Source organism: Nonomuraea sp. B1E8, from assembly GCF_039871515.1.
GTDB lineage: Bacteria > Actinomycetota > Actinomycetes > Streptosporangiales > Streptosporangiaceae > Nonomuraea.
Window position 1 is genome coordinate 37,009 of the sequence record NZ_JBDPLS010000016.1, and the last position, 14,466, is coordinate 51,474.

The 14,466-nt window shown below is 71.3% G+C and carries 15 protein-coding genes; 8 read left to right on the plus strand and 7 right to left on the minus strand.

What is annotated here, in order from left to right; all coding sequences use genetic code 11:
- Nucleotides 1–88: 88 nt before the first annotated feature.
- The 3 genes from ABGA98_RS38350 to ABGA98_RS38360 are packed head-to-tail and all read right to left on the minus strand — an operon-like array spanning nucleotide 89 to nucleotide 3,602.
- Nucleotides 89–2,371, minus strand: coding sequence for an FtsX-like permease family protein (locus ABGA98_RS38350; protein WP_347623357.1), 2,283 nt, complete (start codon nucleotides 2,369–2,371; stop codon nucleotides 89–91).
- Nucleotides 2,368–3,078 carry an ABC transporter ATP-binding protein gene (locus ABGA98_RS38355; RefSeq protein ID WP_347623358.1) on the minus strand — a complete coding sequence of 237 codons (711 nt, stop codon included), beginning with the start codon at nucleotides 3,076–3,078 and terminating at the stop codon, nucleotides 2,368–2,370. Before ABGA98_RS38355 ends, ABGA98_RS38350 begins: the two co-directional genes overlap by 4 nt.
- Entirely contained in the window at nucleotides 3,075–3,602 is a 528-nt protein-coding gene (locus ABGA98_RS38360; RefSeq protein WP_347623359.1) for a PadR family transcriptional regulator, read from the minus strand. The genes ABGA98_RS38355 and ABGA98_RS38360 overlap by 4 nt, the downstream gene beginning before the upstream one ends.
- Before the next feature lie 180 nt (nucleotides 3,603–3,782).
- Between ABGA98_RS38360 and ABGA98_RS38365 the strand changes: the two genes are divergently transcribed.
- Together ABGA98_RS38365 and ABGA98_RS38370 are read left to right on the plus strand one after the other, a co-directional pair.
- Nucleotides 3,783–4,298 (plus strand): MauE/DoxX family redox-associated membrane protein, encoded by a 516-nt coding sequence (locus tag ABGA98_RS38365; RefSeq protein ID WP_347623360.1) that lies wholly within the window; start codon nucleotides 3,783–3,785, stop codon nucleotides 4,296–4,298.
- Nucleotides 4,298–4,819 carry a TlpA disulfide reductase family protein gene (locus ABGA98_RS38370; protein WP_347623361.1) on the plus strand — a complete coding sequence of 174 codons (522 nt, stop codon included), beginning with the start codon at nucleotides 4,298–4,300 and terminating at the stop codon, nucleotides 4,817–4,819. The genes ABGA98_RS38365 and ABGA98_RS38370 overlap by 1 nt, the downstream gene beginning before the upstream one ends.
- A 13-nt stretch (nucleotides 4,820–4,832) precedes the next feature.
- Here the strand turns inward: ABGA98_RS38370 and ABGA98_RS38375 are convergent, their stop codons facing one another.
- Nucleotides 4,833–5,591 (minus strand): BTAD domain-containing putative transcriptional regulator, encoded by a 759-nt coding sequence (locus ABGA98_RS38375; protein WP_347623362.1) that lies wholly within the window; start codon nucleotides 5,589–5,591, stop codon nucleotides 4,833–4,835.
- A 139-nt stretch (nucleotides 5,592–5,730) separates the two neighbouring features.
- Nucleotides 5,731–5,910 (minus strand): hypothetical protein, encoded by a 180-nt coding sequence (locus ABGA98_RS38380; RefSeq protein WP_347623363.1) that lies wholly within the window; start codon nucleotides 5,908–5,910, stop codon nucleotides 5,731–5,733.
- Between the two features lie 284 nt (nucleotides 5,911–6,194).
- Here ABGA98_RS38380 and ABGA98_RS38385 point away from each other — a divergent pair, with 284 nt between their 5' ends.
- Both ABGA98_RS38385 and ABGA98_RS38390 read left to right on the plus strand, forming a co-directional pair.
- A complete protein-coding gene (locus ABGA98_RS38385; protein ID WP_347623364.1) occupies nucleotides 6,195–6,593 on the plus strand; it encodes a hypothetical protein in 399 nt (132 codons plus the stop codon).
- A gap of 174 nt (nucleotides 6,594–6,767) precedes the next feature.
- Complete coding sequence (locus ABGA98_RS38390) at nucleotides 6,768–7,526, plus strand: methyltransferase domain-containing protein (RefSeq protein ID WP_347623365.1); 759 nt, start codon at nucleotides 6,768–6,770, stop codon at nucleotides 7,524–7,526.
- 194 nt (nucleotides 7,527–7,720) lie between these two features.
- Here the strand turns inward: ABGA98_RS38390 and ABGA98_RS38395 are convergent, their stop codons facing one another.
- Both ABGA98_RS38395 and ABGA98_RS38400 read right to left on the minus strand, forming a co-directional pair.
- Nucleotides 7,721–10,006: a polysaccharide lyase 8 family protein gene (locus tag ABGA98_RS38395; protein WP_347623366.1), complete on the minus strand. Its 2,286-nt coding sequence runs from the start codon at nucleotides 10,004–10,006 to the stop codon at nucleotides 7,721–7,723.
- A 66-nt stretch (nucleotides 10,007–10,072) separates the two neighbouring features.
- The gene (locus ABGA98_RS38400; protein ID WP_347623367.1) at nucleotides 10,073–10,717 is read right to left on the minus strand and encodes a TetR/AcrR family transcriptional regulator C-terminal domain-containing protein; all 645 of its coding nucleotides are present in this window, start codon (nucleotides 10,715–10,717) and stop codon (nucleotides 10,073–10,075) included.
- A gap of 90 nt (nucleotides 10,718–10,807) precedes the next feature.
- Between ABGA98_RS38400 and ABGA98_RS38405 the strand changes: the two genes are divergently transcribed.
- From ABGA98_RS38405 to ABGA98_RS38420, 4 genes are all read left to right on the plus strand, one after another.
- A complete protein-coding gene (locus ABGA98_RS38405) occupies nucleotides 10,808–11,251 on the plus strand; it encodes a hypothetical protein (RefSeq protein ID WP_347623368.1) in 444 nt (147 codons plus the stop codon).
- A complete protein-coding gene (locus ABGA98_RS38410) occupies nucleotides 11,248–11,763 on the plus strand; it encodes a nitroreductase/quinone reductase family protein (protein WP_347623369.1) in 516 nt (171 codons plus the stop codon). The genes ABGA98_RS38405 and ABGA98_RS38410 overlap by 4 nt, the downstream gene beginning before the upstream one ends.
- Before the next feature lie 216 nt (nucleotides 11,764–11,979).
- Nucleotides 11,980–13,524 (plus strand): ABC transporter substrate-binding protein, encoded by a 1,545-nt coding sequence (locus tag ABGA98_RS38415; protein ID WP_347623370.1) that lies wholly within the window; start codon nucleotides 11,980–11,982, stop codon nucleotides 13,522–13,524.
- Nucleotides 13,521–14,465, plus strand: coding sequence for an ABC transporter permease (locus ABGA98_RS38420; protein WP_347623371.1), 945 nt, complete (start codon nucleotides 13,521–13,523; stop codon nucleotides 14,463–14,465). The genes ABGA98_RS38415 and ABGA98_RS38420 overlap by 4 nt, the downstream gene beginning before the upstream one ends.
- Nucleotide 14,466: the final 1 nt, after the last annotated feature.

The following is a 14,466-nucleotide window of genomic DNA, read 5'->3' on the forward strand; positions in this document are numbered from 1 at the left end:
CAAGCGGTCTGTTCGGAGCGGGCCCTGTTCGGAGCGGGCCCTGTTCGGAGCGGGCCCTGTTCGGAGCGGGCCCTGTTCGGAGCGGGCCCTATTCGAAGCGGGCATTGTCGGGGGCGGTCACGCGCTTGAGCAGCGGCAGGCCGGCGGTGATCACCAGCAGGGCGGCCAGCAGCCCGCCGCCGAGGGTCAGGAAGTAGGCGGGCCCCGGCAACGCCGGCGGCGCGCTCTTGATGGCCAGCTGGTCGATCAACGGCTCGGCCACGCCGAAGCCCGCGGCCGCCGCCACCAGGGCGGCCAGCACCATGGGGGCGGCCGTCTCCAGCAGCACCACCCTCGACAGCGTCCGCGTGGGCGTGCCGCACAACCGCAGCAGCGTGAACGGCTGCCTGCGCTCCACCACGCCGCCGGTGACCGCCACCAGCAGGCCGCAGCCCGCCACCAGCAGGGTCAGCGCGACGATGGCCAGCGCCACGCGTTCGGCCTGGTCAAGGAGCACCGCGCGGGCCTGCGCGACCTCGGCGAACGTCAGCGGCGTCTCGGCGCTGCCGGCGCGGGCGACGTACGGGGTGAGCAGCGTACGGATCTCTTCGAGGACGGCCGGGTCGTCGGCGCTGATCAGCACCGCCGCCAGGGGCAGGCCCGTCAAGGCGGCGGGCGCGACCGTGTTGGCCTGGTCCACGAGCGGCAGGTTGCGGTCGACGGAGAGCATGTTGTCGCCGGTCAGCAGCCGGTTGAAGTCGGCCGCCACCGCGCGGATGCCCGGGACGCACCGGCCGAGCGCGGGGAATCGGGCCAGGGCGTCGCAGTCGACCACGTGAGCGAGCAGGAAGTCGGGCCGGCAGCCGGGGCCCGGGTCGCACGGCGGGGGACCGCCGGGCCAGGGCGGCGTGTCGGCCCTGCGGTGGATCGGCAGGACGGTGACGCCGGGACGGGCGCGGATCTTTGTGAGCAGCTCGGACGCCGTGTCAGGCGGCAGGGGCAGGCCCGGGGCGGCCTCGGCGTACCCGAACGACGCCCGCATGACGGTGTTCAGCGTGCCGCCGCCCGCGGCCTGCTGGCCCGAGACGACGGCGGGGACGATGCCGGCGACGGCCGTGCCGATGAAGACCGCCAGCACGATGCCGTTCACCGACCTGAAGGCCCCCTTGGGGTCGGCCGCCAGCCGCTGGGCGGCCAGCAGCGTCGCCGCGCCGGGCGTGACCCTGGCGACCAGCCGCGCGGCCAGCATCGTCAGCCAGGGACCGGCCACCACGAGACCGACCATGATCAGCGCCAGGCCGACGTCGACGAGCACCGCGTCCGGTTCCCTGCCGTCCGCGAACACCGGGCCCGCGAACAGTCCCAGTCCCGCCACGAGCGGGACGATCCGCCACCATCCCGGAGCGGAGGCCCGTGCCTTTCCTGCCACGCCGAGCGGCGTGATCCGCACCCGGCGCAGCGACCACAGGGCGGCGCCGGCTGCGGCGAGCGGCACGCCCGCGACCACGGCGGCGTACTGGAGCCCGGTGGGCGCGACCACGTCGGGGAAGAAGCGGGAGCCGGTGATGGCGACGCCGGTCAGGGCGGGCCGTACCGCCTGGAAGACCGCGATGCCGGCGAGCGCGCCCAGGAGCGCGCCGAGCGCCGCGTCGACCGAGGCGATCGTGTTGATCTGGCGCGCGGTGGCGCCCGCCAGCCTGATCGCCGCGAAGCGCGCCTCGCGGCGGGCGGCGGCCAGGCGCGTGGCCGTGCCGATGAGGACGAGCAGCGGAACGATCAGGCCGACGGCGGCGATGCCGAAGCCGTGCTCGTACAGCGCCGTGGTGTCGTCGGAGGCCGGGGTGGTGGCGACGGCGTCGACGGCCACGGTGCCGGCCATGGCCGCCAGCTCGTCGGGGGTCCGGCCCACGACGATGACCAGGTCGTCGGGGCCGGACAGCGCCGCCCGCCCGATCAGCCCTGTACGGGTGCCGGGGAAGCGGTCGGCGAGTCGCTCCCGTGGCACGGCCTCCATCAACGCGGCGAGCGCGGGCGAGACGTAATGCCGCCCCGCTCCGGGCAGCGCCGGGATGCCGGGAAGCCTCGGCGCGGGTGTTCCCGCGTCGAGCACGGCGACGTCGAGACGCTTGATCGGGCGGCCCGCGTAGGAGTCCTGGCGGTGGTTCCACAACACGGCGCCCGGGGTGGCGCCCAGTGCCCAGCCGCCCGGCGCGGAGCCGGCCGTGCACTCCCAGCAGGGCCGGCCCGCGGTCACCTGGAAGGCGTTGAACAGCGCCACCGTGGACAGCAGCACCGTCACCCCCACCGCGACGGCGGCGGTGACGAGCGCCAGCCGGACGGCCGCCTCCCGGCCGCCGCGCAACGACAGCCGCAGGCCCAGCCACAGGGTCATCGCACGGCCTCGCCGGCGTAGGGGTCGGTGATCCTGCCGTCGCGCACCACGACCTCCCGGTCGGCGCAGGCGGCGACGCGGGCGTCGTGGGTCACCACGATCACGGTCGTGCCCTCCTGGCGGGCCAGGCCGACGAGCAGCTCCATGACCCTTTCTCCGGTGAGCGAGTCGAGCGCGCCGGTGGGCTCGTCCGCGAAGATCACCTTGGGCCGCGTCACCAGCGCCCTGGCGATCGCCACGCGCTGCGCCTGCCCTCCGGACAGCTCGCCCGTACGCCGGCCGCCCAGCTCGTCCAGCTCCAGCCGCCGCAGCCAGCCGTCCGCCCGCTGGTAGGCCTGCTTGCGCCCGACCTTGCCGAGCAGCAGCGGCAGGGCGACGTTGTCGGCCACCGTGAGCTCCGGCACCAGCCGGCCGAACTGGAAGACGAAGCCGAACGCGGTGCGGCGCAACTCGGACCGCGTGGCGTCGTTCAGGGTGTCCAGCCGCCGCCCGTCGAACCAGACCTCGCCCTTGTCGGGGCTGAAGATCCCGGCCAGGCAGTGCAGCAGCGTGGACTTGCCGGAACCGCTCGGGCCCATGATCGCCAGGATCTCTCCCGCCGCCACGAACAGGCTCGCCTCGCGCAGCGCCGGCGTCCGGCCGTACGAACGGTCGATGGAACGGGCCTCCAGCAGCGGGCCCGGCACGGGAAGGGCGTCAACGGTCATGCGGGCCGGACCGTTTCCGCCAGCGCGCCCAGCCGGGCCGCTGTCACGTCGATCCAGCGCAGGTCGGCCTCCAGGTGGAACATGCCGTGATCGGCCAGCAGGGCGTCCACGAGGGCGCCGCCGCGTTTGACCTCCGACAACTCGCGCATGCGCCGCATGTGCGTGGCGCGCTGGAGGTCCAGGAAGCGCTGCGCGTCGTGGCCCAGCATCAGCGCCAGCACGACCTTCGTGAACAACACCGTCTGCAGGTACGGCTCCGCCGCCACCGGCTCGGCCAGCCACGCCTCCACCTCGTGCCTGCCTTCCGGGGTGATGGCGTAACGCTTGCGGTCGGGGCCGTCGCCGCGCTCGCTCTGGCCGGCCGTGACCTTGCCGTCCCTGGCCAGGCGGGCGAGCGTCGAGTAGACCTGCCCGAAGGGGAGCGGCTTCCCCCTGCCGAAGTAGGTGTCGTAGTCGCGCTTCAGGTCGTAGCCGTAGCTGGGCTCGCGGTCCAGGAGGCCCAGCAGCGCCAAGGGGACTGTCATGGCGGCGACTATACACCGGAGGTATATCCGTGGAGTATAAAGACCGGGCGTCAGGCGTTCCTCTCGTGAGCACAGCCGCACACCTCGGCCTGCCGATCGAGACGGCGGGGCCACGCCGCAGGGCCCGACGCCAGCGGCGCGCTAGAGACGCGCTAGACGAACCGGACACCATGTCCTGTCGTGGATCTCTTGCTCGTCGCATGCCAAGTCCTGCTCGGGGTCGTCTTCGCGGTCTCCGCGTTCACCAAGCTGCGCAGCGGTGCGGCCGTGCGGTCGTTCGCGGCGTCCTTGACGATGCTGCCGGAGGGGTTCCGCCTGCCGGCCGCCGGTGCGGTGGCGGCCGGCGAGGCGGTGGCGGCGGTCCTCATGCCGATCCCCCAGGCGGGGCTGGCCCTGAGCGCGATCCTGCTCGCCGGATTCACGCTGGTGATCATCCTGTCGATCCGGAAGGGCGTACGCGCGCCGTGCCGCTGCTTCGGCTTGTCCGCGACCCCTCTCGGGCGGGTGCACCTGGTCCGTAACGCCCTGCTGCTGCTCGTGGTGGCGCTGGGCGGCACGGGCCTGATCTACTCCGGCGGGTCGCCGGTCGCCGCCGGACTGGCGGTGGCGGTGCCGGCCGGGCTGGCGGGGGCGATCGTGCTGATCGCCTTCGACGACATCGCTGGGCTGTTCATGGAAACGTCGGGGAGTGTGTGATGCCTTATCTGGTCGCCGCGGTCGTGCTGGTCGGTCTGCTGTGCATGGTGAATCTGCTGCTGACCGTGGGCGTGATCCGCCGGCTCCGTCAGCAGAGCGGCCGGCAGGACTTCCCTGAGCCGATGGCGACGGGAGGGCTCGCGCGGGGTGACAGGATCCCGGACTTCGCCGCCACGACCACGAACGGCGAGCCGATCTCGGGGGAACTGCTCGGCGGCCCCGCCATGGTGGGCTTCTTCTCGCCGGGCTGCAAGCCGTGCAAGGACCTGCTGCCCCCCTTCGTCGAAGCGGCCCGGCAGACGCCGGGCGCGGTGCTCGCCGTGGTCGCCGCCGGCTCCGACGAGGACGCGGCCCCGTACGTCGAACACCTCGCGCAGGTGGCGAGCGTCGTCATCGAGGAGCCCCAGGGCCCGGTGCAGTCGGCGTTCAAGGTCGCCGGCTACCCGACCGTCTTCCTGCTCGACGCGGACGGGACGGTGGCCGACAGCGATCACATCATCCCCACCACGGTGGGCTCGTGACCGGTGGCCGGGCCTACTCCATGACGAGGACGCCGTCACCTCGCAGGATCTCCTGGTGCTGGCGGCGCAGCGCGTCGGCCGGCTCGATGCCGAGCTCGGAGCCGAGGATGTCGCGGAGCCGGCGGTAGGCGGCCAGCGCCTCGGCACGGCGGCCACGGCCGGCCAGTGCCCGCAGCAACATCGCCCACGAGGCCTCGCGGAAAGGATGGGCCTCGACGAGCCGTTCCAGCTCCGGGATGACGCGGTTGTGGCGGCCGAGCCGCAGTTCGGCCTCCGCGCACAACTCGCGCGCGGTCAGATGGAGCTCCTCCAGGCGGCGGCGCTCGCAGCGGACGAGCTCGACGTCGATCTCCGGCACCACGGGGCCGCGCCAGAGCGCCAGAGCCTCCCGCAGCAGCTTGACCGCGGCTCCCGCCTCGCCTTCCGTCAGGGCGTCCGATCCTTCGGCGACGGCCGCCTCGAACACCCTGACGTCGACCGCCCGGTCCGGGACGACCAAGGTGTAGCCGTTTCCGACGGTGGCCAGATCCACACCGTCGGCGGCGAGCGGGGACAGCGTGCGCCGCAGGCGGTACACGTACGTCTGCACGCTCGCCTTCGCCGTGGCGGGCGGCTCGTCCTGCCAGAGCTCGGCCATCAGCCGGTCGATGGTGACCACCTCGCCCGCACGCAGGATGAGTACGGCGAGCACCGCCTGCTGTTTGGCGGCCCGGACCGTGATCGCCCGGCCGCCGCCATCCGTTACCGCCAGTCGTCCCAGCAATGTGAACATCCCCCACCTCCGACCGGAATCCTGATCGAAGGCGGTATGTTCCAGGTATGTCGCGGGTATGCCTGCCCGTCACGTTCGGACGGCCCCAGCTCGACCGGGCGATCGTGGCGGGACGGGCAGGCACGCTCGAGGTCAGCCGTCAGCAGCCGTTTTCGCTGATGATCTCGTACTTGCCGCAGCTTCCGTCACAGCAGCGGGCGCGGAGCTTGATGGGGTATATGCACTTGTAGATGTAGTAGCACTCCACGGCCGCGGCGCTCTCCTGCGGGACGACCATCGCCAGCAGCCGGTCGCTGAGCTTTCCAAGGACAGACGTCATGAGCCATTCCTTCGATGTAGGGATTGCCTTGCTCCCTCCGCCCGCCGGTCGCGTGTGCGCAGCGGGCGGAGAGGGCACGACGTCAAGGCTCACCCATGCCCCTAGCCCGCCGATCGCGTGCCGCTAGCGGCAGACGATCCCCCATGGGGGAAGACCGGCGCGGTCGCCCGCCCGCGTCCCAGAATGCAACACATCCTCAACAGATCCTCAACACGAGGAGTCCCACACTTCTCCTGGATGTCCCCCCTTCCACGAGGGGACGTGTCAGCGGAGAAGGGAACCGTATGCGTTACCTGAGCACATCCACGGCAGTGCTCGCGACCGTCGGCGCGATCGCGGGCCTGGCGTCGGTGAGCGCCCCGGCCGCCCAGGCCGCGACATCGATACCGTGCATAACGGTCTCGGCCAGCGGCCCGAACCTGGACGACGGCTGGGGCGTCATGAAGGGGTCGTACAACCTCAAGAGAAAGCCGGTCACACGCACCTGCAACGTCAGGCGGATGCACAAGGGTCAGGTGCTCTACTTCCACTGCTGGACGAAGAACCGCTTCGGAAATCTCTGGGTCTACGGGCGGGTCAAGGGGACCAGGACGTACGGGTGGATGTCCGTGGCCAACTTCCGATCCGTCCACGGCTCCAGCTACCCGAAGTGCGACTGGAACAAGAGCAAGGACCACACGTGACACGATGAGCGGCGGTGGCGGCCGGGGCCGCCACCGCGTTTGCCGATACTTCGGGTACGCCCGGCCGCCATGCCGTCTTGCGGCATGACGCGGCCCTGCCTATCGTGACGATGTATCAACGCGATATATCGGGCTGACGGTTCAGGGAAGTCCGACCGGCGCGCGGGAGCTGCGATGAGGCGGATCGACTACGACACGGAGCAGTACCAGGACTACGCGCGCGGCCGCGCGCTCAACGAGCAGCAGCTGCGGACCTGGATCAGCGCCTTCACAGCGGTGCTGCCCGAGCGGCGTCCAATGGCGGGGCTGGACGTCGGCTCGGGGACCGGCAGGTTCACCCCCGCACTGGCGACAGCGTTCGGGCCGGTCACCGGGATCGAGCCGTCGGTCCGCATGCGCGAGACGGCGCAGGCGCACGCCCCGCACCCCGATGTGCGTTATCTGGCGGGCTCCGCCGAGGACATGCCGGTGCCGTCCGGCAGCGCCGACTACGCGCTCATGTTCCTGTCCTGGCACCACGTCCAGGACAAGCCGGGGGCGGTCCGGGAGCTGGCCAGGGTGCTCAGGCCCGGCGGCCGGCTGCTGCTGCGCGCGAATTTCCGCGACCACCATCCCAGGCCGTGGTGGCTGGAGCACTTCCCCCGCGGCTACGAGGCGGACGCCTCCCTGTTCCAGCCGCTGCACGAGGTCATCGCGATGTTCACGTCGGACGGCTGGCGCGTCGCCGGCTTCGGCACGGTGACCGAGCCGTCCGCGGGCACCCGCGGCGACATGCTCGAACGGCTGCGCCTGCGTACCCTGTCGTTCTTCGCTCAGCTCACTCCCGACGAGCTGGAGGCCGGCTTCCGCCGCCTGGAGGAGGCCGTCGCCGCGGACCCCGGCGCACCGTCGCCCGAGTTCCCCGAGCCGCTGCTCACGCTCGAACGGCCCTGACCGCGCCGGCACCGCCTCGCCGGCCCGGGCCGCGATGACTCGCCCCCACGCCGGCAAGCCGCGCGGGCAGGACGGCCAGCCCGAGCAGGACCGCCGCCACGGGAAGCTGGACAGGCGCGAACGTGACCGGCCCCGGTGACCCGCCCTGCGAGGTGACCGGCCGCACGGTCGCCAGGGCCGGTCACCTCCGGGGGTCAGACGCGTACCACCGCGGTGCGGGCCTGCCCGCGGCGGCCGTCGAGCTCCACCTTGACCGACTTCTTGGCCTTACGCACGCCGCGATCACCGGTCCTGACCGACTTCACCGGCCAGGGCAGCGTGATCTTCACCTCGTCGGCGGTCCTGGACGGGTCGGAGACCGCGAGCCGTACGTTCTCTTCGTCGCGGCGGATCAGCAGCGTGCACGGGCCGTCGGCGGCGAGCGGCCCATCCGCGGTCTCCACGGTCCCCGCGCGCCAGAACACGGCGGCGAGCAGGCCGTCGCGGGAGACGGCCTGCACCCCTCCTGAGTTGGCGAGGATCTCTACCTGCCGGCCGTAGGCCGCGGTCTGCGCGACGGAGGCGCCGGGCAGCACGGCATAGGCGTAGCGCGCCTTGCGCGGATCGACGCCGTGGTCGACGAGGATCGTCGTGTAGTGCCTGGTGACGCGGGTCTTGTCACCTCCCGTGGTGGCGCCCTTGTCGATGTCGCGCCAGCGGCCGGTGCGCTTCTCGCGGATCACCTTCGCGTCGGCGCCGTCGAGCAGCACGTAGCCGGCCACCCCGCACAGGTGGACCCAGCCGTCGCCCCGGCACAACCGCGGATGCCGGTCATGGGTGTTGCGGTTGTCCACGACGGTCTCGATGCGGCGGTCGTCAGAGGCGGTGATCCCGGCGCCGAGCGCGATCACCGCGTCGTCGAGCAGGAACCACGCCTTCTTGGCCCGCAACGAGGAGCCGCCGGCGACCAGCTTCATGGCCGCCACGCCGAACCCGTCGAGCGCCACGCCGCCGGCCCACGGGGTGGGCGGCAGACGGCGCCTGCCGTGCCGGAGATCGGCACGCCTGCGGGTGTCCACCGTCGTGCCCGGCAGCCGGTACGGGTCGATCGTGGGCCACAGCTCGTCGTTCCAGTGCGTGAGGTCGCCGGTGTAGAGGTAGGTCATGCCGTCGCCGGTGTACCAGCCGTGCAGGTTCTCCCTGTTCATGGCCTCGGCCGCGCCGATGCGCTCAGAGCTCATCGCGATCGCGAAGGCCCAGGTGGGACGGCGGTGCACAACCCGGTCCATGTCGGCGAAGACGTACGTGCCCGTCGTACGCGGGCCGACCGGCACCGACCGGTCGTCCAGCAGGGCCCTGGCCTTCGCGATGCTCGCCAGCGGCGCGAGCGTGTCGTAGGGGATGGCCTGGTTGCGGGTGAGCCAGCCCTTCACCATCGGTCGCCAGCGCCGGGCATGGCTCTCGGGCGCCGCGTCCAGCAGGGTGAGGACGGCCTCCACGGTCTTCTGCCCCGCGTGGTAGTCGCGGTGGCCCTGGCGCGAGATGGCCCGGCCGCGTACGCAGTCCATCATCAGCCCGTCGAAGACGAACGGCACGAACGAGCGATCCACGATGTCGTAGACCTTCCCGGTGTCGGAGATCTCCCAGGGCGAGTGCGCGAGCATGGCGATCAGCTTGGCCACGCTCTCCAGGTAGTCCACGCCGTAGCTGCCGGTGTAGGGGTACACGTCGTGCTGGATGAACGACCCGTCACGATAGAAGCCGTCGCCCGGGCCCCTGGTGGTCCGCAGCAGGTCGGAGACCGCGTGCTTGGCCCGCTTGACGAGCCGTGCGTCGTGGGTGAGTAATCCCCGCATCGCCACCGCCATGGCCTTGCTCGCCCGGTTGGCGCCGGTCTCGGCCACGCCGGGATGGCTGACGCGGTGCTCCGGGTCGGGGCACCAGCGGCGCAACGGGCGCAGCCAGCGCTTGAGACGGTCCTTGGGCAGGCCGTCGTACAGCAGGGCGCAGGTGTCGGTGAGCGAGCGGGGAACGCCGATCTCCCACCAGAACCAGTTGCTGCCCTGCGGGTCGAGCTTCTCGTGGTAGGCGTGCTCGTACAGGAAGTCCAGCGCCCTGACCGCGGTCTCGGCGACCTGCCTGTCCCGGTGCATGGCGGTGCCCGGCGTGGCCCAGCCCAGCGCCAGGGTGCGCATGCGGTTGTAGGCGCGGTTGAAGTTGCCCGTCCTGGGGTCGTCCAGCGGCAGGTCGGGCCAGAGGCTGGGGCGGCCGGGGGCGGGTTTCAGCTTGCGCAGCACCGCGTGGGCCGAGCCCTCGACCGCTCGCGTCTTGTCGGCATGGGCGGGGTCGTACGACCTGCCGGCCAGCAGGCTCACCCACCGCTCGCGCGCGGCGTCGAACGCGGCGCCGCCGGCCGCCTCGGCCGGCTCCTCCCAGAGCGTGAGGCCGGCCACGCCCGCGGCGCCCAGCAGGGCGGACCGCCGGCTGAGGGGGTGGGACATGGAGGCCTTCCGACAATCGGGCAAATACCAAACCAAAAGGTCGATCATATATGCCCGGCGGACGGGTCACCCCGTCTCGAAGCCGCGCAGCATGGCTTCGAGCGCGAACCCGAAGCGGGGGTCCGGCCCGGAGGAACGCCGGGCCCGGGTGGCCTCGGCGAGGAGCGGGGTCTCCCGCAGATCCGGATCGGGTATCGCCCGCAGCCGGTTGCCCGGCGCGTGCCGGTCACTCCCGCCGGCGGTCAGGATGGCGACGTGGCCGACGACGAAACCGGTCACGGCGTACAACATGTCCAGGGCCCGTTCCAGCGGCAGTCCGGCGGCCCGCAGTATGTGGAGCGCGTCCTCCATGAGGTGCAGGTTCTGCGGGGTGATCGCGGGCCGGCCGACCACCAGGGGGACGACGTTCGGGTGCGCGAGCAGGACGCGCAGCAACGTGTGGCCGTAGTCGCGCAGGCCCTCCTGCCATGAGGCGGCCCTGGCCAGCGGCGGCGCGGCCTGCGTGAAGAGCTGCTCGACCAGGCCGTCCAGCAGGGCGTCCTTGCTTGCGACGTGCTGGTAGAGGGACATGGCCTCGACCCCGAGCTCCTGGCCGATGCGGCGCATCGACAGCGCCTTCAGCCCTTCGCGGTCGGCCAGCGCCAGAGCCGCCTGAAGGATGGCCTGGCGGGTCAGCCCGGCGTTCTGGCCGCGGGTGCGCTTCGGGGACATGGTGGCCCTTCTCACGGCACGGATTCTTACGTCGTAAGTATAGTGGTGGACGGCAAACATACGATGTAAGAATCCGGAAGGACTCGAACCATGACAGCGTCGGCAACGAAACCGGCCAGGCAGGCGGCTCTCCCCCTGATGTACGGCGGCGCCGCCCTCACCGTGCTCGCCACCCTCTTCGTGTTCATCGACCGGGCCGGCCTGGCCGGCCACATCCACGCGGGTTACCCGGCCTACGGGCCGGAAGAGGTCGACGCCGCCGTCACCGCGTACACGGTGATGCTGTCCGTCGTAGGAGCGCTGGGACTCCTCGGCTGGCTGGGCACCGCCTGGGCGGCCCGCGGCGGCAGGGGCTGGGCCCGCTGGCCGGCGTCCGGCATGTTCGCGATCGCGCTCTGCGTCGCGGTAGCGGGCGTGACCACCCAGGACATCAACGGTCAGGTCGGTCTCGCGCCGCTGCTGGGCTGGTTGCAGTTCCTCCCGTTGCTCCCCGGTCTCGCAGCGGTCGTCCTGCTGTGGAGAAAGGCGGCATGACGGCGAGGACGAAGCCGAGGGCCGTCCTTCGCAGGCTCGCGGCGCTCAAGCGCTGGACGTACCGGGGCGGACGGCCCAACACGTTCATGCGGCTCGTCAACCGGATCGACGTGCTGGCGTACCGTTTCGGATGGTCGGCGCCCCGCCAGGGCGCCGTGCTCAAGGTGGCCGGACGCCGCAGCGGCAACCTCACCCAGGTCCCCGTCGCGATCGCCGAGCACCAGGGCGCCGAGTTCCTCGTGTCCATGCTCGGGCCGGAGGCGAACTGGCTGCGCAACGTCCACGCCGCGGGCGGCCGGGCCGTACTCTGCCGCCGAGGGCGCGAGATCCCGGTCAAGCTGGTCGAAGTCCCGCCCGAGCACCGCGCCGAGATCCTGCGCCGTTACCTCGCCATCGCGCCCGGCGCGCGGCCGCATCTGGGTCTCGCGCCGGCGGCGCCGCTGGAGCGCTTCCGCCAGATCGCCCCTCGCTATCCCGCCTTCCGCATCACCGAGGACGCGGACGGCGGGTGAGCGGCGCGGCCCTCCGGCCCGGAACCGCCGCGGGTTCCGGGCCGACGTGCGGACGGGTTTTCGGATAGCCGTTGACCCTTCGTGTGAACGCCGTGTATACATGCGCCATACGTGCTGGATTCCTACCAAGACGGCTCAATGTCAGGCCCGGCGACCTGGAGAGATGTCATGGCGATGATGAGCAGGCGAAGCTTCCTCGCGGGAGGTGCCGCCGCGTTGGGGACCACGACTCTGGCGGCCTGTGGCAACCCGGTGACCCTGCCGGAGTCCATGGAGGCCGTCCGGCCCGACCCCGGTGGCCCGAACCGCGGCGGAGCCCTTCACTTCGGCCTGTCCACCGATCCGGCCAACCTGGATCCGCACGTCTCCACGGGCAGCGCGTCCGACTATCTGCGGCAACTCTCCTACAACGGCCTGGTCCAGTACGACGGCGCCGGCGAGATCGTCGCCGATCTCGCGACCGAGTTCGGCTGGACCGACGAGCGGACGTACAAGGTCAAGCTCCGTCCGGGCGTGAGATTCCACGACGGGTCCGCCCTGACGACCGAGGACGTGGTCTTCTCGTTCCGCCGCATGATGGACAAGGACACCGCGGCGACGTCGGGGCCGCTCCTCGAACAGGTCGCCTCCGTCGAGGCCGTCGACGCCACCACCGTGGTCTTCAGCTTCAAGCAGCCCGACGTGGCCTTCCCGTTCGCCCTCGCGGCGCCGACCTCCAACATCGTGTCCAGGAAGTGGATCGAGTCGGGCGCGAACACCAAGACCCAGGTGATGGGCACCGGGCCGTTCCGGTTCGTCGAGCGCATCCCCGGCGTCAGCACCACCTACGTCCGGTTCGACGACTACTTCGAGCCCGAACTGCCGTACCTCAACGGCATCGTGTTCCAGCCGATGAGCGACGACTACGCGCGCGTGACGGCGCTCCGCACCGCCACCGTCGACATGATCGACTACGTCCCGGCCACCCATGTCGGGGTCATCACCGGCAATCCGCGGTTGCGGTTCGCGTCCGACAAGGCGTTCGGCTTCGGCTTCGTCGGGTTCGTCACCAGCCGGCGGCCGTTCGACGACGTGCGCGTCCGCAGGGCGGTCGCCATGTCGATCAACCGGCCGTCGGTCCTCGACACCGCGCTGCTCGGGAACGGGCGGCCCATGGACGGGGCCCTCATGCCCGAGATCTTCGCCCCCTACGCACGCCAACTCGACGGCTCCATGCCGTACGACCCCGAGCAGGCGAAATACCTGCTCAAGCAGGCGGGTCAGGAAGGGCTGACGCTGCCGGTGGTCACCACCAGCTCGTACTCGGTCATCGCCCGGCCGGCACAGGCGATGTTGCCGGGTCTGCGCGCGGCCGGGATGAACGTGAACCTCACCCAGCAGGAGTGGCTGACCTTCCGGGCCAGCGTCTCCGCCAAGTCGTTCCCGGTCCACTCGTGGGGGACGGCGCCGAAGTTCGGCGATCCCGCGTCGCTGCGCGACTTCATCGGCGGCACCGGCACCTTCGCGAAGAACCTCGACTTCCAGGACGACAGGATCGACGACCTGCTCGACCAGGGAAGAAGGACGACCGACCAGGCCCTGCGGAACGAGATCTACCTCGAGGCCGAGAAACGGGCACTGGAGCTGGTCCCGATGACCTACACCGTCCGCCGCGAGCAGGGCGAGGCTCACTACCACTACGTCAGGGGCTACGAGCATCCGCCGAAGGGCGCGTGGACCGCCACGGCTCTCCGCCGGACCTGGATGGAGAAGACAGCGTGAGGCGTTTCCTTGTCAGACGATTCACCCAGGCGATCGTCCAGTTGCTCTTCGTCGGAAGCATCGTGTTCTTCCTGGCCCGGCTCATCCCCGGCGATCCCGCCAGGGCCGCCCTGGGGGACGCCGCCACGGAGGAGCAGGTGGCGCTGACCCGGGCCGCGATGCACCTCGACGAGCCCTTCCTGGGACAGTTCCTCGGATTCTGGGCGCGGCTCCTCCAGGGAGACCTCGGCACCTCCCTCATCAGCGGCCGTGCGGTGATGCAGGACCTCCCCTCCCGGATCGGCAACTCCCTCGAACTGGTCCTGCTCGCCCTGGCCGTCTCCCTGGTGGCCGGCATCGTGCTCGGCCGCATCGCCGCGACCCGGGCCGACAAGCCGGCGGACCACGCGCTGGTCGCAGGATCGATCTTCGGGATCTCCCTCCCGGTCTTCGTCGTCGGAACGCTGCTCCTGCTGGTGTTCGCGGTCCTCATCCCGATCCTGCCGCCTCGCCGCTTCGCCTCGCCGCTGGAGGATCCCCTCGCGCACCTGCAGATCCTCGTCCTTCCCGTGGTCACGCTGGCGGCGGCCTCCTGCGCCGTGGTCACCCGCATGACCAGAGCGGCGATGCTCGAGACGCTCAACGCGGACTACGTCCGCACGGCACGGGCCAAAGGGCTCGTCGAGAAGCGCGTCATCAAACGTCACGCGCTGCGGACCGCCATGCTTCCCGTGGTCTCCATGACGACCGTCGAGCTGACGACGCTCATCGGAAGCACGGTCCTGGTCGAGACCATCTTCGGGTGGCCGGGGATGAGCTCCCTGCTCATGAACGCCGTGGGGCAGCGCGACTACCCCGTCATCCAGGCCGTGGTCCTCGCCGCGGCGACCATCGTCATCCTGGTCAACCTCGTCGGAGACCTGGTGGTCAGGGCCCTCGATCCTCGAGCGGAGGACAACTGAT